Genomic DNA, 23,055 nt, shown 5'->3' on the forward strand with positions numbered 1-23,055 from the left:
CCGCTTGACTGTCAGCGTCTCATGTCACATATGAAGTGGCATGAGACGCGACAGCCGGCTCTCAGTCGCCTTGCATGTCCTCCTGCACATGGAGGACATGGGGGGCGTGGTGACGTCAGAGGTGATGGGCCGGCTGCTGAAGGCCAACCCCGTGGTGGTCCGGCGGACCATGGCCGGGCTGCGGAAGGCGGGCATCCTGACGTCGGTGAAGGGGCATGGGGGTGGATGGTCACTCGCACGCACGCTCGACACCGTGACGCTGGGCGACGTGTACGTCGCCCTCGGGACGCCAGCGCTCTTCGGCATCGGGCCTCGGGACGAGAGTCCGGGCTGTCTGGTGGAGCAGGTTGTCAATCGCTCGCTCCAGGAGTCGCTCGACGAGGCCGCGGCGCTGCTCATGCAGCGCCTTCACGGGACGACGGTGGCGGACCTGGGGCGCCGGGTGCGCCGCAGCCAGCCCCGCACGGCGAAGAAGCGTGGCCGGTCCGTATCTCCCTTTCCTTGAACCCACTGAAAGCCGGGAGCGCGCGACATGGCCGACATCAAACATCACACCGTCAGGACGAATGGCATTCACCTTCACGTCGCGGAGGCCGGCCAGGGGCCGCTCGTGCTGCTCCTGCATGGTTGGCCGGAGTCCTGGTATTCGTGGCGCCATCAGCTCCATGCGCTCGCGGAGGCGGGTTACCGCGCCGTCGCGCCGGACATTCGCGGCTATGGCCGCAGCGACAAGCCGGAGCCGGTCGAGGCGTACAGCATGAAGCACCTGATGGGCGACGCGGTCGGCCTGCTCGACGCCCTCGGTGAGCAGACGGCGGTCGTGGTCGGTCACGACTGGGGCTCGGCGATGGCATGGAATTGTGCCGCCCTCCATCCCGACCGCTTCCGCGCGGTGGTGGGGATGAGCGTTCCCCATCTGGGGCGTGCGCCCATGCCGCCGACGCAGCTCTTCGAGCGCATGTTCGGCGAGAAGTGGTTCTACATCCTCTACTTCCAGACGCCGGGTGTCGCCGAGGCGGAGTTCGAGGCGGACGTTCCGAAGACGGTCCGGACGATTTTCGCCGGAACGCCTGGCTTCGATGTGACGGCCAGCGCCGTGCAGGCCAAGAAGAAGGGCGACCGGTTCCTCACCGGCCTCGACACGCCGGCGACGTTGCCCGACTGGCTCACGGAGGAGGACCTCGCGTACTTCGCGAGCGAATTCTCCCGCAGCGGATTCCGAGGGAGCCTCAACCGCTATCGCAACATGGACCGGGACTGGCAGGAGCTCCCGGAGCTGGCGACGGCGACCATCAAGCAGCCCGCGCTCTTCATCATCGGGGAGAAGGACCCGGTGCGGGCGTTCTCCCCCGTCGATGCCATGAAGGCCCTGGTGCCGAACCTCGAGGACATCCTCGTCGTGCCGGGCGCGGGCCACTGGATTCAGCAGGAGCGGGCGTCCGAGGTGAACGCAGCGCTGCTGGCCTTCCTGAAGAAGCTGCCCGCCTGAGCACCGTGCGTCCACCGCGCTCCGGGAAAGTGTGCCGCTCTCGGGGCGCCGCAGCTGTGCTGCAAGCCCTCTCATGCGGTGGCGCCCCGGGGCGAATGGGGTATAGGTGAGCGCCGCTGGAATGGAGGCTGCGCTCATGGTGATTCCTGGGAAGTGCCACTGCGGCAATCTGTCTTTCACGCTCGTCTGGGAGCCCGCTCCCGACGAGATTCCCGCTCGGGCTTGTGGCTGCTCGTTCTGTACCAAGCACGGGGGCGTGTGGACCTCGAATCCCAGCGGCGCGCTCAGGGTCGTGGTTCAGGACCCCTCGCTCGTCTCCCGGTATTCCTTCGGGACGCAGACCGCGGAGTTTCACACCTGCAGCCGGTGCGGCATCGTGCCCGTGGTGACGAGCCGCATCGACGGACAGCTCTTTGCCGTCGTCAACGTGAATGCCTTCGAAGGGGTCGACCCGGCGCGGATTCGCCGCAGCGCGGGTGTCTTCGACGGCGAGGACACGGCGACGCGCCTCGCGCGCCGGAAGCGCAACTGGATTGCCAACGTGGAGTACATCGAGCCGCAGGGGACCTGAGCTCCCGCCGCGCTGATGCAGCGCTCCTGGATTTTGCCGACGCAGCGAGAGGGCTCGGGGCCCGGATTGCAGGATGCGCCCGTTGCATCCGTATAATCCCACCTTCCTTGTCTCAGTCTGTGGAGGTCCCCATGTTCCGAATTCTGTCTGTGGTGGCGGTGTGCGCGCTGGGGCTCACGGCGTGCGGTACGGATGTCGCCGAAACGCCCGATGCGTTGGAGAGCAGCACCCAGGGGCTGGCGTGTGAGTACGGCACGTGGGAGTGCCCGGGGAACACCGTGTGTGCCTTCCTGCGTGATGACGAAGGGCTCTGCCGCCCTCCGTGCATCAACGGTGCGTGCGCGAACACCTCCCAGGTGTGCTGCACGCAGCCGAGCGGCCAGCCGTACTGCAACAGCCACTGCTTCTGACGCGGTGGGGAGGGCTGGGCCGCTGGCCTGGGGGCGGCTTCAGCCAGGCCAGTGGCCGTCGGCGTGTCAGGACGCGGATGCGCTCTCCAGCGCGGGGCGGGCGCGCTGATACACGTCCAGGTCCCGGTCGCTGAAGAGCACGACGGTCACCCGCTGGAGCGACGGCATCCGCTTGAGCGCGGCGAGAATCTCTCGCAGGGCAATTCGCGAGGCCCGCTCGATGGGGTAGCCGTAGGCGCCGGTGGAGATGGAGGGAAAGGCGATGGTGCGCAGCCCGTGCTGCTCCATCAAGGCGAAGGCGCTTCGATAGCAGTTCGCGAGCAGGGACTCCTCTCCACTGCCGCCGCCCTGCCACACGGGCCCCACGGCATGGATGACATGGGCCGCGGGCAGGTTGTAGCCGCGGGTGATGCGCGCCTGTCCCGGAGGACACCGGCCCAGCGTGCGGCACTCGGCCAGGAGCCCGGGGCCGGCCGCGCGGTGGATGGCCCCGTCCACGCCACCGCCTCCTGTCAGCGAGGCGTTGGCTGCGTTCACAATCGCGTCCGCCTGGATGAGGGTGATGTCCCCGCGCATCAGCTCCAACCGCTCGTCACCCATGGTGCCCTCCATCGTTCCTGTGCGTGTGAACAGGCAATGCTCGCCTGGCTCAGGAAGAACCCCTCTATCATCATGCCCATGGCCAATCTTCTCAGAGACACACTCCTTGGACAGCTCGACATTGCCTGGGCGCTCACGTGCTACCACCTGGAGGGCGTGACGACGGAGGAGTGCCTCCGGCGGCCTGGGCGTCAGGGGTTGCATGTGCATCGCGGCGAGGATGGGCGCTGGCGTGCGGACTGGCCCGAGCACGAGGGCTACGACCTGGGGCCCGCGAGTGTCGCGTGGCTGACGTGGCACCTCGGCTTCTGGTGGTCCATGGTGCACAACCACTCCTTCGGAGACGCGACCCTGGCAAGGGAGCACGTGGACTGGCCGGGCACCGCCGACGAGGTGCGGGCCTGGGTGAACCGCCTCCACGCCGAGTGGCGCGCGGCCATCGAGCGCCTCACGGACGAGGACCTGCGGTCGACTGAACGAACGCGCTGGCCACTGCAAGGCAAGCCGTTCGGAGACATCGTGGCCTGGGCCAACCTGGAGCTGATGAAGAACGCGGCGGAAATCGGTTACGCCCGGTTCGTCCTGGCCGTGGCACCCACGGGCACGACAGGCGCCTGACACGGCGCGTCGCGCGGTCAGTCCCCTTCGGGGGAGACATTGTTGGCAGAGCGCCAATAGTATGGGGCCATGGGTCTTCCGGTGCGTGCCGCGCTGCTGGAGTCAGTGAAGGGTCCCTTCATCATCGATGAGGTCGAGCTCGAGCCGCCTGGAGCAGGGGAGCTGCGGGTGCGGGTGGTGGCGAGCGGCATCTGCCACACGGACCTGACCTACCGCGCGGGGGCGGCCCGCTTCCCGTTCCCCGCCGTGCTCGGCCACGAGGGGGCGGGGGTGGTGGAGTCCGTGGGGGAGGGCGTGACGGGCTTCGCGCCGGGGGACGCGGTGGTCCTCAGCTATTACGCCTGCCGGGCGTGCAGCCTCTGTGAGCGGGGGCATCCGGCGTACTGCCAGCGAGGGGTCGCGGCGAACGTGTCGGGTGCCCGGCCCGATGGCTCCTGGCCCATGCGCTGGCGCGGCGAGCCGGTGCGCTCGAGCTTCTTTCATCAGTCGTCCTTCGCCACGCACGTCCTCGCGCACCAGCACAACGCGGTGAAGGTCGACGCCTCGGCTCCCCTGGCTCTCTTCGCGCCGCTGGGCTGCGGCTTCCAGACCGGCGCCGGCGCGGTGCTCGCGTCCTTCCAATGCCAGCCAGGGCAGCAGCTCGCCGTCTTCGGCGCGGGCGCCGTCGGGCTCGCGGCCATCATGGCGGCGCGCGTGGCGGGCGCGTCGCGCATCCTCGCGGTGGACCTCAGCGAGGCGCGGCTGGAGCTCGCGCGCGAGCTGGGCGCCACGGACACCTTCCTCGCGAGCGAGCCCGGCCTCACCCAGGCCATGCTCAAGCGCACCCGGGGCGGAGTGGACTACGCCCTGGAATGTGTCGGCTCGCCCCAGGTGCTGCGCCAGGCGTTCGACGTGACGCGGCCCCTGGGGACGTGTGGGCTGCTGGGCCTGCCAGGCCCCGGCGCGACGGAGGTCACCCTGTCGATGATGGCGCTGCTCTCCGGCAAGCGGCTGGTGGGCATCCTGGAGGGGGACGCCGACCCGAAGACCTTCATTCCCAGGCTGATTGCGCTGCATGGCGAGGGGCGGTTCCCCGTGGAGAAGCTGAGCCGTCCCTACGCCTTCGAGGCCATCAACGACGCGGTGCACGACATGGAGATGCGCACGGTCATCAAGCCCGTGCTGTGCATGAACGGAGGAGCGAGGTCATGACGTTCGACGAGGTGGTGAAGTCGGGGCGCATCCGCGGCGAGGACGCGCTCGCGTTGTTCGACAGCCTGCCCACGGTGGACCTCGCCTTCATGCGTGGCACGTGGAAGGGCAGTGAGCTGCAGACAGGGCACCCGATGGACGGGATGCTCGGTGCCACCGGCTGGTACGGCAAGCAGTTCCTCGATGAGGAGCGCGTGCACCCGCTGCTCTTCTTCACGGAGGACCGCGCGTCGGTGTTCGCGGTGGACCCGCGGAAGTGGCCCTCACCGGAGCTTCGTGGCCTCGTGGGCGCACACCGCGCCGCGGTGGAGACCTCGCAGTTCAAGGCCCGCCTGCGCCTGACGGAGTTCCGCGGAAAGGTCAGCGCGACGATGATCTACGACGACCGGCCCATCCTCGACGTGTTCCGCAAGGGCGACGCGTCCACGGTGCTCGGGGTGATGGACGCCCGGGGGATGGCGGCGCCGTACTTCTTCGTGCTCCGGCGCGACGAACGTGCGCCTGCCGTGGGGACGCGGGCCGGGGCGGGCACGCCGTAGTCCGGCGGCCACCGGCTACGGCTTCTGGACGTCCACGACTTCGACGTTGCGGAAGTCCTCGCAGGGCTGCTTGAGGCCCAGCACGTACTTCAGCGAGCGCAGCTCCATCATCAGCTTGGCCCAGAGCTTGCGCGGCAGGCTGGGCCCCAGGGGCTCGGGAGGCGCCAGGGCGAACGTGTTCAGGTCGAGGTAGTGCGTGGCCGTCCGACCCACGCCCTCGAACTCGTGCTCGAGCCCGCAGGTGAGCTGGCGCAGCTCCGGCGCGAGCCGCTGGTGCACCACGTCGGTCATCAGGACGTACTCCGAGACGGGCACGTCGTTCTTCAGCATCCGGTGCACGAGGATGACGTCCACGCCGGCGAGCTCGGTGAGGTGCTTCACGCGCTGGAAGGCGACTTCGCCGGCATGGGCCACGAACTTGAGCGTCAGGGCGCCCACCTGCATGCAGCCATCACACTTGCACATGCGGTCGACGACGAACCGCTCGCGCCGGGACAGGAAGGCGCGGCGGATGTTCGACACCTGCTGCGCGAAGGCGGGGAAGTCCTCCCCCACGGCGTAGAAGAAGGCGGCGTCCCCCTCGAGCTTGGCGAGCTTGAGCGGGCCGGAGGCGTCGATGACGGCCTCGAGCAGCTGCGCCACCGTCTCCTGCGCGTGCGCCAGGCTGAAGCGGTGATGGCTCATGAAGCGGGTGTACCCGCCGATATCTGCGATGAGCAGAAGCGCCTTCTCGATCGCCATGCGGCTGGCACCCTACCACGCTCGCCGATGGCTCGGCGTGGTTCACCGACCGCTCCGGCGGCTTCACAGATGGGTTCACGGATTGTGCGCGGCCATCGCCTAGCGTCGACACCGCGCCAGCCCCCCCCCTCATCCGGCGCACGGAGGATGACCCTGTCCCGCTTCGTCTCTTCACGTCGAGCCGTCCTCGCGGGCGCCGCCGTGGCGGCCTCGGGGCCCGCGCCGCTGCCGGTGGGGCGTGAGGCCGGGTGGTAGGCTCCGCCGCATGAACCACCGGCCGGCCCCCGCCCCCTCCTTCTGGGCCCTGCAGCTGGGGGGATGGGGACTCTATGCCCTGCTGCTCATCGTCACCTTCCTGCCCATCGCGTCGGCCGGTGACAGTGAGCTGCGCCTCGTGCTGGCGAAGGGCTCGCGCGCGGTGTACGGCCTGGCCCTCACCAGCGTGATGCGGCTGTGCTACCGGCCCCTCTTTCCTGGCTCCTTCAAGCGCCAGGCGGTCTGGTCATTGCTCACGAGCGCGGTGTTCGGGGGCCTCTGGATGGCGCTCGCCGAGGTCTGGGCCAGCTGGTTCTACTCGGGGACCTACCACTGGATGGACCACCGCCGGAGCTTCCCACGGTATGCGCTCGACTACGCCGTGACGCTGCTGGGGTGGAGCGGCCTCTACTTCGGCATCAAGCACGCCCGGGCCTGGCAGCAGGAGCGGGAGCGTGCGCTCCGGGCGGCCACGCTCGCGCACGAGGCCCGGCTCGCTTCCCTGCGGCATCAGATGCACCCGCACTTCCTCTTCAACGCGCTCACCTCCGTGCGGGCCTTGATTGGGGAAGACCCTGCCCGGGCCCGTCGCATGGTGACGGAGATGGCGGACTTCCTCCGCTTCTCGCTCCAGAAGGGGGATGCGCCCCAGGTCCCGCTGGAGGAAGAGCTCGCCATGGTGCGCAGCTACTTGAGCATCGAGTCCGTGCGCTTCGAGGAGAAGCTCGAGATGCACCTGTCGGTGATGCCGGGGACCGAGCAGCTCACCGTCCCGGCGTTCCTCATCCAGCCGCTCGTGGACAACGCGGTGAAGCACGGCCTGGCCTCGGGGGAGCTGCCGGTGCGCGTGCGTGTGGACGTGAGCCGGGAGCGCGAGGTCCTCCGCATCCATGTCGCCAACTCCGGGCGCTGGGCGCCGCCGACGCGGACGCCGGAGCCCCAGGGCACGGGCACCGGCCTGCGCAACGTGCGCGAGCGGCTGGCGCAGCTCTTCGCGGAGCGGGCTCGCCTGGAATCCGTGGAGAAGGACGGCTGGGTCCACATCACCATCGAAATCCCCGCCCGGGAATGGACGCCCATCATCGCCGAGGAGTCCCATGACGCTGCCATTGCGCGCCTTGCTGGTGGATGACGAGCGGCTGGCGCGAGCCGAGCTGCGCGAGCTGCTGGCGCCCCACCCGCAGGTGAAGGTGGTCGGAGAAGCGGATGGCGTGGCCGCCGCGCTCGCGCAAATCGAGGCGCTGCGGCCGTCGCTCCTGTTCCTGGACGTGCAGATGCCAGGGGAGGGCGGCTTCGAGCTGCTGGCCCGGCTGCCCGAATGTCCCTTCGACGTCGTCTTCGTGACGGCCTATGACGCCCATGCGCTGCGGGCGTTCGAGGTCAACGCGCTGGACTACCTCCTGAAGCCCGTGCACCCAGAGCGCCTCGCGCGCACGCTGGCGCGGCTCTCGGCCCGGGACACCGGCAAACCCTCGCCCCCGCAAGGCCCCGTGCGCCAGAAGCTCGTGGAAGGCGACATGCTGTTCCTGGAGAACGGCGCCCGGTCGCGCTTCGTGCGGGTGGACCAGATCGTCTGCCTGTGTGGTGCGGGGGACTACGCGGAGGTCGTCACCGCGGATGGCCTGCGCACGCTCTCCCCGCGCCCGCTGAAGGAGTGGGAGCAGCGGCTTCCGCCCCGCACCTTTGCCCGCATTCATCGCTCCGCGCTGGTCAACCTGACCTTCGTCGAGCGGGTGGACCGGGGGCTGGGGGGCAGTGGGGAGGTCTTCCTCCGCGGCGTCCCCGAGCCGTTGCCGCTCAGCCGCAGCCACGCCACGGCGCTGCGCGAACGCTTCGGGTGACGGCGGAGCCCCCGGCCGACTCCAGGGCGGGACGGATGTCTGCTTTTGTCCTGTCGCCCGCCGCGGCTCGCCTTTCCGGCGGCCGAGGGTTGCCAGGAATTGCCGCGCGATTCTAAGTGACGCCCGCTCATCTCGACGGATTGGGAGTGGTTCGCTCGAACTTCCCGGCGTGGAAACCCATGCCGGAGTCTGGATGCGTGTGTCATCGACTCAAGGGAGCCGGAAAATGAACGTCATCAAGACGCCCGAGGTATCCACGAAGGAAGGCAAGGTGCAGGGGTTGGTGGAGGGGAGGATCTCCGTCTTCAGGGGCATCCCCTACGCGAAGCCGCCCACCGGTTCGCGCCGCTGGCGCGCCCCCGAGCGGGCCCAGCCATGGACTGGCGTGCGCGACGCCTTCGAGTTCGGGCCCTCGTCCCTGCAGTCGCGGCAGGACTGCATCGAGAACGGCGGCGGAGACCCGGGGGAGCTGAGCGAGGACTGCCTCTACCTCAACGTGTGGACGCCCAGGGTGGACTCCTGCGCGAAGCTGCCCGTGGTGTTCTGGATTCACGGCGGGGCCTTCGTCATCGGCTCGGGCCGCGTGCCGCCGTATGACGGCATCAAGCTGGCCTCGCGCGACGTGGTGCTGGTCACCATCAATTACCGGCTGGGCCACCTGGGCTTCTTCATGCATCCGGCCCTGGAGAAGGAGAACCCGGGCGGTCCGGCGAACTTCGGCCTGCTGGACCAGATGCTGGCGCTGGAGTGGGTGCGCGACAACATCGCGGAGTTCGGTGGCGACCCCGACAACGTCACCGTGATGGGCCAGTCCGCCGGCGCGAAGAGCGTCCTGTCGCTCTACACGTCGCCGCACGTCCGGGAGAAGAACCTCTTCCGCCGGGGCGTGGCGATGAGCGCGTATGCGCTGCAGGAGAAGTCCTGGGCCGACGCGAAGCTCGCCGGCATGGCCTTCGCCTGGAGGAACGGGCTCGACCGGCTCCTGGCCACCATGGAGGAGTTGCGTGGGCTGGACGCGGAGAAGTTCTGGACGCTGCCCCCTGACACCGTGAATGCACCCAGCTCCATCTACGGCGACTCCGTGCTCCCCGAGCCCATCCGCAACACCTTCGCGAGCGGGGGGCAGCTCGACCTGCCGCTCATCGTCGGCAGCACGAGTGATGACTCCAGCGTGGTGTCCGCGTTCGACATCGACCCCGCCACCATCCTCGAGAGGCTGGGGGCCTTCGCCCCGGTCATTCGCCAGCTCTACCCCGACGTGAACGACGACCGGGAGATTGGCCGCCGGATGTGCCGCGACTTCGTGTTCACCGTGTTGCCGCGGCTGCTGGCGAAGCACCACGTGGCGAAGGGCGCCCCGGTCTGGCGCTACTACTTCGAGTACCGCGCCAGGTTGCTTGCACCCAGGCAGCGTCTGGGGGTTCAGCACGGCGGCGAGGTGTCCTACTTCCTGGAGACCGCCGCGGATGTCCCGCCCGCGGGCGAGCTCTTCACGGATGAGGACCGGGTCTTCATGCGCGGCCTCGTGACGTCGCTGGTCCAGTTCGCCAGGACGGGCACGCCCGGGCCTGTGGGGCAGGTGACGTGGGAGCCGCATACCGAGAGCCAGGACCGGCTGCTGAGGCTGGATGCGACGTCCACGGTGGAGGCCAACTTCGCGAGCACCGTGCTCCAGGCGGCGGAGAACATCCTGCCCATCCTCGACACCATGGCCAGGCCGCCTCCGCCCAAGCTGCCGAAGTCCGCGCCGGCAGCGGCTGCGGCTGACTCGAAGCGGCCCGAGGTCCGTCCGTAGTCGCGGGTCGCGCCGGCCCGGGGGATATCCAGCGTGACACCGGTGCGATACCAGGAGGCTGGGGCTTTTTTGCCCTGGCCCTGGATGTATCACCGGCGCGCCAGGCACCCTCCGGGCCGCGCGTTGCGCCTTCAATGACAAGCCGCGGACGCTCGCCCCAGCTTGAAGTGCGACGCGGATGTAATGAAACAGGCAGGCCGCACGACGTGTGACCAGGAATCATCAGGGAGAGCGGATAGATTCTGGAGGGTCTGGTTAGTTGGTAAAACTGTGTGTTACGGTTTTTCCGTGAGCCGGTGTTTCATTGCCTGACGGTTTCACGTCCCTCCCTTACCCGAGGTCTCCATGCGTTCAGTGCAGTTCATGCGTCGTTGGTCGACAGTGGGCGCCATGTCGTTGCTGGTCGGTTGCGGACCGGAGCTGGCCGAGCAGCAGGCGGAGGCGGTGACGCCGGCCACCATCGAGCAGGACATCATTGGTGGCACCAACACGACCATCGGCGCCAACCCCTGGCAGGTGTCCCTGCAGGACGGCACCTTCCACTTCTGCGGTGGCTCCATCCTCAACGAGAACTGGATTCTCACCGCGGCGCACTGCGTGGTGGATGGCGCTCCGGGCCGCATCCTGGCGGGCAGCACCACCCGCAACGGCACGGGCCAGTCGCGCACCGTGGCGCAAGTCATCGTCTATCCTGGGTATGTCGACGTGGTCGAGGGCAAGGACGTGGCCCTGCTTCGCCTGTCCTCACCGCTCGACCTGAGCGGGGCGAACGCCAAGGCCATCCCCATCGTCACGGCGGCGGACGCCCAGAATGGGGCCACCAACGCGGGCGTGGTCGCGCGCGTCACGGGCTGGGGCAGGACCTCCACCAGCACCTCGCCCACCACGCTGCAGACGGTGGACGTCAACCTGATTTCCAACGCCCAGGCGCAGAGCAGCTACCCCAACGAGACCATCACCGCGGACCAGCTCGGTGCCGCCGCCCCTGGCAAGGACTCCTGCCAGGGTGACAGCGGTGGTCCGCTCACCGTGTCCGTCAATGGCACCCGCAAGCTCGCGGGCGTCGTGAGCTGGGGCTACGGCTGCGCCGACTCGCGCTACCCGGGCATGTACGCGCGGGTGTCTCACTTCGAGAGCTGGATCAACTCCTACATCGGTGGCACGAACCCGCCGCCGCCCCCGCCGCCCCCGCCCGGCACCATCCTGCTGGAGGAGACGGGGCTGTCGGGGAGCCGCGGCTCGTGGGAGGACTTCGAAATCACGGTGCCGAGCGGCGCCACCTCGCTCGTCGTGACGCAGACCGGCGGCAGCTCGGGTGACGCGGACCTCTACGTGCGGCAGGGCTCCCTGCCCACGTCCACCCGGTACAACTGCCGCTCCCAGGCGAGTGGCAACAACGAGACCTGCACCATCTCCAACCCCGTCGCCGGCCGCTGGTATGTCTCCGTGTACGGCTACAGCGCCTACTCGGGCGTCTCCGTGACGGCCACGGTGCCGTAGCGGACGAGCCCACTGGCGGTTCCAGAAGCCCCCTGTCTTCCCTCGGGAGACAGGGGGCTTTGTCTTGGCCCACGCTGCCGCGGGGCCTCAGCCCAGGCCTACTCCACCCAGTCCTGCGCGGTGAGCACGCGGTAGCCCGTCGCCGTGTCGATGAAGAAGGCGACGACGGTGCCAGCCCAGCTGGCCTCGGTGTAGTAGCTGATGTAGCAGCCCTTGAAGGTGCCGCCGGCGGTGTTCGCCTCGAGCTCCGCCAGGCCGGCGGTGATGACTTCCTCGGCGAGCGGGCCGTTGCGCTCCGCGTACCCGACGGTGCTCTCGACCTGGCCGAGGACCTCGGCGCCCGTGGCCAGCGCCGGACGGGTGTTCCACTCGCCCTCGGGGTAGAGGTTCGGGTCGATGCCGAAGCACGTGGCGTTATCGAGGCGGCCACCGTTGCTGTAGGCGCCGTTCAGGACGGACTCCACGCTGAAGTTCTGGCTCAGCCGGCTGGTCCACAGGGACTCGGGCTGCGCGTTGATGGCGGCGATGAGCTCCGCCAGGGCATAGCCCTGGGTGGCGGCGTTGCGCAGGTCCCGCAGGCTCGCCGAGCCGATGCCGCTCGTCGCGGAGACAGCCTGGATCGAGCTGAAGGGACGAAGGCCGATGAGGTTCGCCGCGCCCGTCGACGCGTTGGGCAGGATGGCGTACAGCGTGTGGGCGGCCACGGTGTTCACCAGGGAGACCACCGCCGCGGCGTCCTCGGTGGAGAGCGCGAGCTCGTCGTAGATGCCCGCGCAGGTGCTGGTGATGAAGCCCAGCTCACGAGAGGCCCCTTCAATCTGCGTCAGGCGCGCCGCACCGACGCCGCTGACCGAGGCCACCTGGGCCATCGTCGTGAAGGGCGCCGTCGCACGCTGGTTCACGAGGTTGGTGGCGACGTTGCTGGGCAGGTACGCGTCCAGCGCCTCGAAGGACGCCGTGTTCAGGTAGGTCAGGATGCCCTGGCACTCGGGCGCCACGTCCACGTCCGTGGTGGTCAGCGGCGCGCCCTGGCGCTCGGTGGACGGAGACGACGGCTCGGACTCGGCGGGACCACAGCCGACCAGCAGGCTCGCGGAAAGAAGGGCGGGAACGAGATGACGCATCGAGGACTCCTCTGAGGGACTGCGGGGACCGCGCCTCCATACACCAGTCGCGCGGCTCGCTGTTCATTCTCGGAATGTGCAGAATGAGGTGTTTACGAGAAAGTCATCATCGAGGCTGTCCATGCCCGACGTCCGAACCCTCTTGTCGGAGCTCCGCACCTGGCATTCGCGCCTGCCCGACCAGCAGGCCGCACCCGTGCAGGGGCTCGCGGCGACGTGTGAAGCGCTGCTCTACGGGGAGCTGGGCTACGCGGACGAGACGCTGTTCCTCTATGGCTACAGCGTGGGGGAGGATGAGCACTGCTTCCTGTACGATACGCCCTGGGACGAGGTGCACCGGGCTCTTGGCGGGGGACATCCCCCGGAGTGGTACGACGGCCTGGAGATGCCGCGGTCCTTCCAGGTGCGCTACGCCGTCGCGGAGCCCCGCCGACACGAGATTCTGGACCCGCTGCTGAGGGAGATGATGCAGCGGCCGCTCCGGTATGTCGGGACGCGGCCCGCCGTGCCCCACCTGCTCACGGCGGGGGCGGAGGCGCTCTTGCGGGATATCCAGGAGTGGGATGAACGGCTCCGCTTCCTGAGGCGTGGCTACACCCTGCTGGCGGCGGATGAGCCCAGGGCCGAGGGCTGGACGCAGGCGGTTGCCCGGTTCGGTGGGCTCGTGGGGAGCGGGAGCGCCACCTATGCGCACTACCGTTATGCGGCCGCGGGGACGAACTACGTCTTCGCCGTGAAGTGCCAGCCACCCCTGGCGAGAATGACGCCCAGCAGCCATGCGCCCATGAACTCCCGGAAGGAGCGTCGCGCGCATCTGGCCCTGGCGCGCCGGCAGGAGCAGGGCTTCCGGTTGTTGTCGCCCGGCGAGGAGCTGCAGGTGCGGTTCAACCCGGTGGACCCGGGAGAGCACGCGCTGGGCCCCATCCTGCGCTCAGTGGGACCCGAGCCGCTCGAGCTGTCTTCGTCCGTCGTGGCATTCCAACTGGAGCCCGTCCGGCTGCCCCGGTCGAGATAGGGGCGGGCGCACCGTGACGTCCATGTCCTGTCCATCCGGGGGCCCGGTATGACGGCTCTGCCTTGCCAGGGGTGTTGCGCAGGATGGGCGAGCGTTAACTGGCGACGTCTGTCATTGGGGGGACGTGCCGTGCGAGCGGGGCGACCCCGGATGGCTCGTCGCCCGGGAGCGGGCACCTGGCTGGAAGGAAACGTTCGTCGTGGACCTGAGCCTGGACCTCCCTCGGTTCGGGGCCACGTTCTGACTACCGCGGGGGCGCGGCGACGCTCGCGCGCGCCCGGTCGCATTCTTCGCAGGCGGCGTCCGGTGGGCAGAGGAAGATGAGCGGCTCCGCGCGGAGCCGCTCGACCGCGACGCTCACGATGTCGCGGGCATCGCAGAGCCAGGCGTCCGCGTGGCCCACCTTGCCTTCGCGCGGCAACCCGCGGGCCTGGAGCCAGCCGTCGGCGCGCTGGAAGCCACGGCAGCAGTGGTCCGTCTCGGCAATCTCCACCGTCTGGACCACGCCATCCACCTCGACGACACAGGGGTGGGTGACGGAGTAGGGCACGGGGGCGAGGGCCTCCGCGAGATGGAGCGTCGTATTCTCCCCCTGTGTCACGCCGAGCAGGAGCACCTGGCCGCCCAGCTTGTGGACCTCGCCCACCGGGCTTTCAGGGCCATGCGGAGGTGACAGGGGCTGGGGCTGGCAGATGCGCTCCGCCTGGGGACCGGCGGCCGCGAAGGAGCCGCCGGGATGCGTGCTGCGCACGACGCCGGGTTGCCGCCAGAAGAGCTCGGCGGTGATGCCCATGCCGTCGGTGGGCGTGGTTCGGGGGTCGAACACGCTTTCGCCATCCGTCATGGTGGGCATGACGAGTGTGCCCTCGCTCCCGAGCGCCTCGCGCAGTGCGCGAATCAGCCCGAGCGGGCCTCCTTCGACGGGGCGAACCGCCCTGAACGACGTGTGCACCAGGAGGACACCGCCCTGGCGCACGCCCAGGCTCCGGAGTTGCTCCACCATCTGCGCGCCGCTGACTTCGTTCATGGGTGGGTTATCGCGCGGCCCCCAACCATCCGCAAACGCGGAGGTGACGCGAGGCTCGGAGCGGGATGCTAGAAGTGCCACGTCGCGAGCCCGGCGCCACGGCGCTGACGCTCGGTACGGATGGAGCGCATGGCGAACCGGTCAGAAGACGTCGAGCGATACATGCGGGAGCTCCAGCACTCCCGCAAGGACGAGGTCGAGCGCCTCAGGGCGGCCATCCTGGACGCGCACCCGGGCATCACCGAGCGCATCAAATGGAACGCGCCGAGCTTCTGCTTCAAGGATGATGACCGGGTGACGCTCAAGCTGAAGCCCAGGGATTGCGTCCAGCTCATCTTCCACCGAGGTGCAAAGGCGAAGAGCGCCCGCGGCTTCTCGTTCGAGGACCGAAGCGGCCTGCTGCAGTGGGTGGCCGAGGACCGGGCCGTCGTCACGCTTCAGGACATGAAGGACGTAAAGGCGAAGAAGGCGGCACTGAGCAAGCTCGTGGTCCAGTGGATGGAGTCGACCACGCCGCGGGAGTAGGCACGGCCCGGGCGCGCGCCATCCAGGCGCGGCCTCTCTCTCAACCTCTTCGGCCCTCAATCGCCCGGACGTGACCCCGGGGCGCGCCGGTCCTTGTCGAGGCGCCCTCCGGCCAGGAGCCAGTCGCGGACCGCGAGGAAGCGCGCCGTGGGCGCCGCGGCCTTGCGCCAGGCCACCCAGAGGGTTCCCCAGGGCTGCCGGGGCGAGCGCCGGGGCGTGTCGGGCGTGAGTGTCACGAGTCGGCCTTCCCGCACCGCTGTCTCCACCAGGTAGTCGGGCAGCACCGCCAGGCCCACGCCGGCCTCCGCGAGGGCCTGCATCTCATCCAGGTTGGCGATTCGGCAGACCACCTGGGCCGGAAGTCGCTCCTTCGGCCCGAAAGCCGCGCGCCACCAGGGCGCGAGCATCGCCAGGTCGGCGTCGAAGGCGATGAAGCGGTGGGCCGCGAAGTCCCGCGCGCTTCGGGGCGTGCCCCAGCGATTCAGGTAGGCCGGCGAGGCCACGGCCAGGAAGCGCTCCTGGGCCACGGCGCGGACCTCCAGGCCGGGGGCCTCTGGCAGGAGCCCGACGATGCCCAGGTCCAGCTCGCCGTCCAGGAGCCGGCGGGCGACGCGGCTGGGCACGTCGAAGCGGACGTCCAGGTGCAACTCCGGGAAGTGCTCCAGGAGGCCGGGAAGGCGGGGCCGCAGCCAATGCCGGAAGAAGGGCCAGGGGCCCCCGAGGGAGACCTCGCCGCGCACGGCCCGCTGGGCTTCGGAGGCCTCCTCCAGCGCGGCGTCCAACGCGGGCAGGTGTTCACCCAGCCGCTGGACCAGGGCCGTTCCGGCCGCCGTGAGCCGGGCCCGGCGTCCCACGCGTTCGAACAGCACCACGCCCATGTGCCGCTCCAGCGCCTTGAGCTGCTGACCAACCGCCGACGCGGTGATGCCCAGGCGCGCCGCCGCGGCGGCGTGGGTGCCCGCCCGGCTCACCTCCCACAACGTCCAGAGGGCCTCGTGATTGCCAAGCATGGCTTCACATTATGCGAAGGTCCTCTCGGTTTTCTTGGGGGTAGGGGCGGCGTACTCCTTCGTGCCATCGCCCCCATCCGGAGGGCGGAAGGAGCCATGCCATGGAAGCCCTGACCGCCGTGAAGATTCTGCTGATTGTCACCAGTCATTCCCAGTTCGGAGATACGGGGGAGCGCACGGGCTTCTGGTTGGAGGAGCTCGCCGCCCCATACGAGCAGTTCGTCCAGGCGGGAGCACAGGTGGACATTGCCTCGCCCAAGGGCGGCGCGGCTCCGGTGGACCCTCGCAGCGAGAAGGAGGCCACCGCCGCCACACGCGCCTTCCTGTCCGATGCCCGGGCGGCGAAGAAGCTCGCGAACACGCTCGTGCTGTCGGAGGTGAAGGACACCTACGACGCCTACTTCGTCGTGGGCGGGCATGGCGTGATGTGGGACCTGGCAACGCATGCCCCGCTCCACCAACTGCTCTCCCAGAGCTTCGCGCGAGGCGCCGTGGTGGCCGCGGTCTGCCACGGCCCGGCGGCGCTGGTGGGCGTGAAGGGGCCGGACGGCGAGCCTCTGGTGAACGGCCGGCGTGTGGCGGCCTTCAGCAATGCCGAGGAGAAGGCGGCGAAGTTCGACGCCATCGTTCCGTTCGCGCTGGAGACCCGGCTTCGCGAGCTCGGGGCCCGGTACGAGTCGGGTCCGTTGTGGGCCAGCTTCACGGTCCGGGACGGGCGGCTCGTCACCGGGCAGAACCCCGCGTCGTCCGCCGACACGGCCCGCGAGGTGCTGCGCGTGCTGCGCGAGAAGAAGTAGCCACCTGATTCGCCCCACCCCTGGGTGGACGGCGCGTGGGCGCCCGTGTCGTGGCTACCAGGAGCGGGGGCGTTACGGGTGATGAAGCGGCCCGTCTTCGAGCGTGGCAGCCGGGCCGCGTCCATCACGCGCTGCGCGCCCCCGTCCGCGGTCAGCGTGCGCGCACCAGCCGTGGCGGCGGATTCCCTGCGCACGCTGGCCGGACTGCTCGCGCGAGGGCTGCGCCATTCGCGAGGGTCAGGCCGGGTCGTGGAGCTTCAAGACGTACAGGAGGTCCCGTTCGGTGCGTCCCCGTCCCAGGACCAGCCCCTCCCGCAGGATGAGAATCTCTTCCATCGCGTCGTGGAAGTGGACGAAGGGTGAGTGCTCCTGCTGTCGATGATACGCGACGGGGCCGTCTCCCAGGGTCTCCCAGTACCGTCGGCGCACGACGTCCTCGGGGGGGGCGCATCCGTCCAGCGTGACGAGCAGCGCGCCCGTGGCGAGGTCGAAGACACGCGTGCGCATGTCATCGGCCTGCGTGACGACCACCTCGTCACCGACGGCCACTGCGTAGGCCAGGGCTGGATGGGGGAGCTCATGCAGGACCACGCCTCTGCGGGAATCGAGGAGCCGTACCCGCTTGTCCATGCAACAGGCCGCGACGAGGCTGCCGTCATCGGAGAGGCCCAGGCCGATGACAGGCGCCCCCGCCACGCGAAGGACCCGCTGGGCACCGCCAGGCAGTTCGCAGAGTTCCACCTCGCCGGACGTTCGGCCCAAGGCGATACAGGGCGCCTGCGCCGCCGCCGCATACGCGGGGGCGGGATGCAACAGGGCCGTGGTGTCAATGACCCGCGTACCGCTTCGCGCCTCATGGACCAACACGCGAGCACTGCGCTCGTAGCCAGACACCACGAAGGTGCCGTCTGGCGTGAAGTCCACAATGGCCGCGGGCTCCCGTGGGCCTCGCAGCGTGTGGACCAGGGCTCCATCGGAGACACGCCAGACGTGAACCGCGCCCTCCTGGATGAAGGCCGCCAGGAGCTGCCCGTCAGGGGAGAAGGCCATGGGCAAGCGGGTCGCGATGACGCTCTTTTCCGCTGGGCCCTTGGGGGACGCCGCCAGGGTGTGGATGGGCTCCAGGCTCCGCGTGTCGATGAGCTGGATGCCCGGCCGGTCGGGGCGCTCGCCGAGGTACATGAGGGGCCGCGCCAGCAGGACCCCGTCGGGGCTCACCTTCCACGGGACCAGGGCGGCTTCCCGGTAGTCATGCGGGACGGTGTGCTCGCGCCCGGCCGTGTCGAAGGTCAGCGCCGCCTGTCTCAGCCGAGCGACGCCTCGCGCTCCCTCGGGTTGTCCCCACAGGTGGTCGACTGGGTTCTGAAGTGCCAGCAGCGTGGGAGAAGGTGTCTCCTCCAGGTCGCCGATGAGCAACCGCCCATTGGCAGCCGTCAGGGCAAAGTGCTTGCCAGCAGGGTGAAACGCGGCGCTGCGCTGATGCCCGTCGCTCAGATAGGGCCGCGTCCGCAGCACGTCGCCGCTTCGAGCATCCAGCACTTCCACGCGGTTGAAGGCGAGCACCCCCAGGCGCGAATCGTCCACCCATGAGACACCCGAGTAAGGGCCCTGCCCCGTCACGCCGGGCTCGCGCTTCCAGTCTTGCGTCGCCACCCGGACGATGCCGTCCAGGTCCGTCAGCGCGAGCCAGGCGCCATCCGGGCTGAAGGCCACGGACCCCACGCTGCTGATGGTGGGGATGCGGGCAACCTGCGTACCCGTTTCCAAATCCCAGACGCGGGCGGTGTTGTCCGACGCCCCCGTGGCCAGCCAGCGGCCGGATGGGTGGAAGGCCACGGCCAGCACGGACTGCTGATGGCCTTTGAGGGTGCGAACCACCTGCCCCGTGGCCACATCGACCAGCCGGACGAGCCAGCCCAGGTTCGCCGCGGCGAGCCAGCGGCCGTCGGGGCTGAAGGCCACCGACGTCACCTGTCCCTCCTGTCCCGTCAGCGCATGTAGGAGGGCTCCCGTCTCCACGTCCCAGATGCGCGCGTCATGGCCCCGCGAGCCGGACGCCAGCCGCGTACCGTCCGGGCTCCAGGCGACGCTCCGCACCTCGCCCTCGTGCCCGGCCATGGTCTGGATGCACGTCCCGGTGGCTACGTCCCAGACGTGAACGTTCCGCCCGTCCTCCCATGTCCCTGTGGCCAGTCGTGCTCCGGAGGGGCTGTAGGCCGCGCTCAGCACCTGGGCGTCATGCGCGAAGAAGCGGTCGTCGCCCTCCAGCGGGCCCGGGAGCGGGCGTAGGGACTCCACCCATGGCGCGCGACCTGGGGACGCCCACTGCTGGCGCCAGTGCTCCGCGAGCCGCCACACCTGCGCTTCCGGGGCGCCAGCAACGAAATGCGCCGCGGCGTCGGGTGCGTCGAACCATCGCAGCCGGTTGTAGAGGCACTGGAAGAGTGACTCGGGATGCGCGCGCAGGAACGCCTTGTCGAGCGCGAGGGCACGCAGGAGGACGCGCAGGGCTCTCGCGGCGACCCGAGGGCCTCCCTCCCGCTGGGCGTATGATTCGGGAGGCGTCTGGGATTGCAGTTGCTCCAGGGCGGCGATGAGCGCATCCAGCCCCTCGTTTTTCAGAAGGCCTTCGAGTGTGGAGAAGTCGGCGAGGGCTGCGAGGGTCAGGGCTTGCTGGGGCATCCGTGGCTCGGTGTCTCGGTCGTGGCGCCACACCGCTTCAGGAGGGCTCCATGAAGCGGGGATGGCTGCGTCATTGGCTGAAGGCGGGCTGCAGGAAGAGCAGGTAGTGGTTCGGCAGGTCGTTGTACTCGGAGACCACGGCGTAGCCCGCGGACTGGGCGGCGGAGACGAGCGGCGGCCGGAGGGCGCGAAGATGCGTCACCGCGATGCGGCCCTGGGGCGTGAGCGCGGGGCGCAGCTTGTCCAGGTAGGCCACCCGGTCCGCGAGGAAATGGTCGACCTCGGAGAGCAGGATGAGGTCGTACTTTCCCGGCTCGAGCCCTGGCTCGTCCGGTGCCACCTTGCGCACGACGACATTCTTGCGGTCCGCGACGCGCCGTCGAAGCCGCGCGAGGGCCTCGTCATTGATGTCGGTCGCGACCACCTGACCCGTCGGCCCCACCGCGTCCGAAAGCCGCAGCGTGAAGTATCCCAGGCCCGCGCCGACATCCGCGATTCGCTGCCCGGGTGAAATCTCCAGGGCCGCGATGAACCGGGCCGGCTGGCGGGACTCGTCATAGGCGGCCCTTTCGCCCTCGATGCCTCCGACCCCGTGCAAGGGCACCGGTGGTTCTCGCGGAGTTGCTTCCACGGGCGCGGGAGGCGTCTCACGGTGCTGACGCTCGCCTCCCTCGGAGCGGCAGCCGCTCGTCACGGCTGTCATCAGACAGAGGCACCAGCGCACCCAGCCACCACGTGTCGTCGCCATTCGAGTCCCCCGAGCAAGCAAGGCGTTGCGTCTGAATCCAATCAGGGTTTCGTGCCCCGGTCGACGGTTTGCGGGCGAGCAACCCGGCTCGGAACCTCTCGCACGGCCTCGGGGCTGGCGGGAGAGGCCAAGGGTGACTCCCGGACGGCCGCGTGGCAGTGTGCCCCGCCGTACCATCCGGCCTTACGCTCGAGTGCAGCATGACGACGGACGCAGGAGCGCCATCCGGCGCGGAGCCCGTGCCGATCAACCGCGGTGACGTCTTCTGGCTGGGGCCGGACGACGCTCGCGGTCCTGTCCCGGCCTATGCCCATCCCCACGTCGTGGTCCAGGACGACATCTTCAACCACTCGCGCATCGCCACGGTGGTGGTGTGCGCCTTGACGTCGAACCTGCACCGGGCCAGCGAGCCTGGCAACGTCCTGCTCGAGGTGGGCGAGGGGAACCTTCCCAAGCAGAGCGTCGTCGTCGTGTCCCAGATTTCCTCGGTCGAGAAGACGCGCCTGGGCGCGCGCATCGGAACGCTGTCCGATGCACGGGTGGAGCAGATTCTGGCCGGGCTGCGATTCCAGCAGGTGTCGTTCTTCCGGCGGTAGCTGCCCGTTCCAGGCTGGCGCCGTCAGGTGGGGCTCACGTCTTCACCGGCAGAGCCCGCAGGGGCCCGCGTTGCGACTTTGGCAGTCCGCCGTCTTGCTCGACACCTGGGCAATGAGGGATGCCTGGGAGCGGGGTGCGGGCAGGTGTACGCTCCCGCTCGCCATGGAAGCGAATCGCAACTCGATTGCTAGGGCTCGATGGGGCGTCTGGTTCTTCCTGGGGCTCGTGCCCTGGCTGATGGGCGCGGCCACCGCGCCGGTCGACCCCGCAGCGTCATTGGTGGGGACATGGGGCAGCGAGCGGGTCCTCGGGCCGCAGGTCCGGGGCGAGTTGACGCTGGTGCGTGGCGAAGGCGCCTGGCGTGCTCGTATCGGTGCGTTCGACGTCCCCGTCCGGGTGGAGGGCAGGCGGATCTCCGTCGCTCTCCCGGGGGGCCAGGGTGAGCTTCGGGGAACGCTGGAGGCGCGAACGGGCCACATCTCCGGCCACTGGATTCAGCCGCGGGTGCTGATGAGCGGTATGTCGTTCGCCACGCCCGTGGTGTTGCGCGTCCTCCAGCCGGGCGTCTGGCGCGGCGTCGTCGCGCCCCTGGAGGACCGGTTCTCCTTGTACCTGGTGGTCCAGAAGCAGCCGGATGGCGCCGTGAGCGCGTTCATTCGAAATCCGGAGCGGAACTTCGGCAACCGGCTGCTGTTCCGGGTGGCGCTCCAGGGAAGCGACGTGCGCCTGACGTCGACCACGGGGAACGTGCAGCTCGAAGGGCGCTTCGACGCGCAAGCGGGGCGGCTGTCCTTGTTCCTGCCGTCCCTGGGCACGACGTTCGATTTCACGCGTCGGGACAGGGACCAGGCCGTGGGCCTCTATGCGCGTACGCCCGCGCCGGGGCCCTATGTCTACCAGCCTCCCATCGCCGAGGATGACGGCTGGGAGACCGCTTCCCTGGCCGATGTCCAGATGGACGTGAAGCCCATCCGTGAGCTCGTGCAGCAGATTCTCGACCAGGAGCCCGGGCCGGAGTCCGCGCCCGCCATCCAGGGGTTGCTCATCGCGCGCCAGGGGAAGCTCGTCGTCGAGGAGTACTTCCAGGGCTTCGACAAGGAGCGTCCCCATGACCTTCGCTCCGCCGCGAAGTCGTATGCCTCCTTGTTGATGGGCATCGCGCTGGACCAGGGGGACTCCTTCACCGTGGACACGCCGGTCGTCTCGATGTTCCCGGAGTACAAGGGGCAGATTGCGAACCTCGACGAGCGCAAGCGCAAGCTCACCGTCGCGCACCTGATGACCATGTCGACGGGGCTGGCCTGCGACGATGATGACCCGGCCTCGCCTGGCAACGAGGACCGGTTCTGGGACGACGTGCCGGACTGGTACAAGTACACGCTGGACCTGCCGATGGTGGGCGCGCCCGGTGAGAAGGGCGTGTACTGCTCGGCGAACATCAACCTGCTGGGGGGCGTCCTTCGCAACGCGACCCACATGTGGATTCCGGAGTTCTTCGAGAAGAACGTGGCCCTGCCGCTCCAGATGCGCGGCTATCACGTCGACCTGATGCCTTCGGGGGAGCAGTACCTGGGCGGCGGCATCTACATGCGCCCTCGCGATGCCCTCAAGCTGGGGCAGCTCTACCTGTCAGGAGGCATGTGGAATGGCCGGCGTGTGGTGAGCCAGCGCTGGGTGGAGCGCTCCACGGAGAACCACGCGACCATGGGGGATGGGCGTACCTACGGCTACACCTGGTGGCGCCACGAGCTGCGTGTCGGCGACCGTGTGTACTCGCAGTACGAGGCCAGTGGGAACGGGGGCCAGCTGGTGATGGTGGTTCCCGAGCTGGACCTCGTCGTGATGTTCACCGCGGGCAACTACAACCATGTGTCCATCTGGCGGAAGTTCCGGGAGGAGCTGCTGCCGAGGTTCATTCTGAGCGCCGTGGCCGCCCCGTAGACGCTCCGTCGCTTCCGGGGCGGCAGTGTTCCGAGGCGC

At 69.3% G+C, this 23,055-nt stretch carries 23 protein-coding genes; 16 read left to right on the forward strand and 7 right to left on the reverse strand.

Annotated elements, in window-relative coordinates; genetic code table 11:
* The first annotated feature begins 40 nt into the window (after positions 1-40).
* The 4 genes from VZL07_RS22425 (at position 41) to VZL07_RS22440 (ending at position 2,470) form a co-directional block, all read left to right on the forward strand.
* Positions 41-505 (forward strand): RrF2 family transcriptional regulator, encoded by a 465-nt coding sequence (locus VZL07_RS22425; RefSeq protein WP_426749651.1) that lies wholly within the window; start codon positions 41-43, stop codon positions 503-505.
* A 27-nt stretch (positions 506-532) separates the two neighbouring features.
* Positions 533-1,489: an alpha/beta fold hydrolase gene (locus VZL07_RS22430; RefSeq protein WP_426749652.1), complete on the forward strand. Its 957-nt coding sequence runs from the start codon at positions 533-535 to the stop codon at positions 1,487-1,489.
* A gap of 136 nt (positions 1,490-1,625) precedes the next feature.
* A complete protein-coding gene (locus VZL07_RS22435; RefSeq protein WP_426749653.1) occupies positions 1,626-2,060 on the forward strand; it encodes a GFA family protein in 435 nt (144 codons plus the stop codon).
* Positions 2,061-2,191: 131 nt separating this feature from the next.
* Positions 2,192-2,470, forward strand: coding sequence for a hypothetical protein (locus VZL07_RS22440; RefSeq protein WP_426749654.1), 279 nt, complete (start codon positions 2,192-2,194; stop codon positions 2,468-2,470).
* Between the two features lie 66 nt (positions 2,471-2,536).
* On the opposite strand, the gene VZL07_RS22445 is transcribed toward VZL07_RS22440, so the two are convergent.
* Entirely contained in the window at positions 2,537-3,070 is a 534-nt protein-coding gene (locus VZL07_RS22445; RefSeq protein ID WP_426749655.1) for an O-acetyl-ADP-ribose deacetylase, read from the reverse strand.
* Between the two features lie 78 nt (positions 3,071-3,148).
* Here VZL07_RS22445 and VZL07_RS22450 point away from each other — a divergent pair, with 78 nt between their 5' ends.
* The 3 genes from VZL07_RS22450 to VZL07_RS22460 all read left to right on the forward strand — a co-directional run bounded on the left by VZL07_RS22450 (position 3,149) and on the right by VZL07_RS22460 (position 5,418).
* Complete coding sequence (locus tag VZL07_RS22450; RefSeq protein ID WP_426749656.1) at positions 3,149-3,688, forward strand: DinB family protein; 540 nt, start codon at positions 3,149-3,151, stop codon at positions 3,686-3,688.
* Between the two features lie 69 nt (positions 3,689-3,757).
* Positions 3,758-4,879 (forward strand): NAD(P)-dependent alcohol dehydrogenase, encoded by a 1,122-nt coding sequence (locus VZL07_RS22455; RefSeq protein ID WP_426749657.1) that lies wholly within the window; start codon positions 3,758-3,760, stop codon positions 4,877-4,879.
* The gene (locus VZL07_RS22460; protein ID WP_426749658.1) at positions 4,876-5,418 is read left to right on the forward strand and encodes a DUF4334 domain-containing protein; all 543 of its coding nucleotides are present in this window, start codon (positions 4,876-4,878) and stop codon (positions 5,416-5,418) included. Before VZL07_RS22455 ends, VZL07_RS22460 begins: the two co-directional genes overlap by 4 nt.
* A 15-nt stretch (positions 5,419-5,433) precedes the next feature.
* On the opposite strand, the gene VZL07_RS22465 is transcribed toward VZL07_RS22460, so the two are convergent.
* Positions 5,434-6,159, reverse strand: coding sequence for a DUF2652 domain-containing protein (locus VZL07_RS22465; protein ID WP_426749659.1), 726 nt, complete (start codon positions 6,157-6,159; stop codon positions 5,434-5,436).
* A 265-nt stretch (positions 6,160-6,424) separates the two neighbouring features.
* On the opposite strand from VZL07_RS22465, the gene VZL07_RS22470 reads away from it, so the two are divergent.
* The 4 genes from VZL07_RS22470 (at position 6,425) to VZL07_RS22485 (ending at position 11,550) form a co-directional block, all read left to right on the forward strand.
* Positions 6,425-7,546 carry a sensor histidine kinase gene (locus VZL07_RS22470; RefSeq protein ID WP_426749660.1) on the forward strand — a complete coding sequence of 374 codons (1,122 nt, stop codon included), beginning with the start codon at positions 6,425-6,427 and terminating at the stop codon, positions 7,544-7,546.
* Positions 7,512-8,255 (forward strand): LytR/AlgR family response regulator transcription factor, encoded by a 744-nt coding sequence (locus VZL07_RS22475; RefSeq protein WP_426749661.1) that lies wholly within the window; start codon positions 7,512-7,514, stop codon positions 8,253-8,255. The genes VZL07_RS22470 and VZL07_RS22475 overlap by 35 nt, the downstream gene beginning before the upstream one ends.
* Before the next feature lie 226 nt (positions 8,256-8,481).
* A complete protein-coding gene (locus VZL07_RS22480; protein WP_426749662.1) occupies positions 8,482-10,050 on the forward strand; it encodes a carboxylesterase/lipase family protein in 1,569 nt (522 codons plus the stop codon).
* Between the two features lie 345 nt (positions 10,051-10,395).
* Positions 10,396-11,550, forward strand: coding sequence for a trypsin-like serine protease (locus tag VZL07_RS22485; RefSeq protein ID WP_426749663.1), 1,155 nt, complete (start codon positions 10,396-10,398; stop codon positions 11,548-11,550).
* Positions 11,551-11,648: 98 nt separating this feature from the next.
* On the opposite strand, the gene VZL07_RS22490 is transcribed toward VZL07_RS22485, so the two are convergent.
* Positions 11,649-12,674 (reverse strand): hypothetical protein, encoded by a 1,026-nt coding sequence (locus VZL07_RS22490; protein WP_426749664.1) that lies wholly within the window; start codon positions 12,672-12,674, stop codon positions 11,649-11,651.
* A gap of 121 nt (positions 12,675-12,795) precedes the next feature.
* On the opposite strand from VZL07_RS22490, the gene VZL07_RS22495 reads away from it, so the two are divergent.
* Positions 12,796-13,689, forward strand: a complete 894-nt coding sequence (locus tag VZL07_RS22495; protein WP_426749665.1) for a hypothetical protein — start codon at positions 12,796-12,798, stop codon at positions 13,687-13,689.
* 244 nt (positions 13,690-13,933) lie between these two features.
* Here VZL07_RS22495 and VZL07_RS22500 read toward each other — a convergent pair whose 3' ends face one another.
* Entirely contained in the window at positions 13,934-14,716 is a 783-nt protein-coding gene (locus tag VZL07_RS22500; RefSeq protein WP_426749666.1) for an AAC(3) family N-acetyltransferase, read from the reverse strand.
* A 129-nt stretch (positions 14,717-14,845) separates the two neighbouring features.
* Between VZL07_RS22500 and VZL07_RS22505 the strand changes: the two genes are divergently transcribed.
* Positions 14,846-15,241, forward strand: coding sequence for a DUF1801 domain-containing protein (locus VZL07_RS22505; protein ID WP_426749667.1), 396 nt, complete (start codon positions 14,846-14,848; stop codon positions 15,239-15,241).
* Between the two features lie 56 nt (positions 15,242-15,297).
* Here VZL07_RS22505 and VZL07_RS22510 read toward each other — a convergent pair whose 3' ends face one another.
* Positions 15,298-16,251: a LysR family transcriptional regulator gene (locus tag VZL07_RS22510; protein WP_426749668.1), complete on the reverse strand. Its 954-nt coding sequence runs from the start codon at positions 16,249-16,251 to the stop codon at positions 15,298-15,300.
* Between the two features lie 101 nt (positions 16,252-16,352).
* On the opposite strand from VZL07_RS22510, the gene VZL07_RS22515 reads away from it, so the two are divergent.
* On the forward strand, positions 16,353-17,048 hold the full coding sequence (locus VZL07_RS22515) for a type 1 glutamine amidotransferase domain-containing protein (protein WP_426749669.1): 696 nt from the start codon (positions 16,353-16,355) through the stop codon (positions 17,046-17,048).
* 237 nt (positions 17,049-17,285) lie between these two features.
* On the opposite strand, the gene VZL07_RS22520 is transcribed toward VZL07_RS22515, so the two are convergent.
* Together VZL07_RS22520 and VZL07_RS22525 are read right to left on the reverse strand one after the other, a co-directional pair.
* Positions 17,286-19,730: a WD40 repeat domain-containing protein gene (locus VZL07_RS22520; protein WP_426749670.1), complete on the reverse strand. Its 2,445-nt coding sequence runs from the start codon at positions 19,728-19,730 to the stop codon at positions 17,286-17,288.
* Positions 19,731-19,800: 70 nt separating this feature from the next.
* Positions 19,801-20,478: a class I SAM-dependent methyltransferase gene (locus VZL07_RS22525; protein ID WP_426749671.1), complete on the reverse strand. Its 678-nt coding sequence runs from the start codon at positions 20,476-20,478 to the stop codon at positions 19,801-19,803.
* Positions 20,479-20,678: 200 nt separating this feature from the next.
* Between VZL07_RS22525 and VZL07_RS22530 the strand changes: the two genes are divergently transcribed.
* Together VZL07_RS22530 and VZL07_RS22535 are read left to right on the forward strand one after the other, a co-directional pair.
* Positions 20,679-21,074 (forward strand): type II toxin-antitoxin system PemK/MazF family toxin, encoded by a 396-nt coding sequence (locus VZL07_RS22530; RefSeq protein WP_426749672.1) that lies wholly within the window; start codon positions 20,679-20,681, stop codon positions 21,072-21,074.
* A gap of 163 nt (positions 21,075-21,237) precedes the next feature.
* Positions 21,238-23,016, forward strand: coding sequence for a serine hydrolase (locus VZL07_RS22535; protein ID WP_426749673.1), 1,779 nt, complete (start codon positions 21,238-21,240; stop codon positions 23,014-23,016).
* Positions 23,017-23,055 lie beyond the last annotated feature (39 nt).

This window comes from Pseudomyxococcus flavus (assembly GCF_050038885.1).
GTDB lineage: Bacteria > Myxococcota > Myxococcia > Myxococcales > Myxococcaceae > Myxococcus > Myxococcus flavus.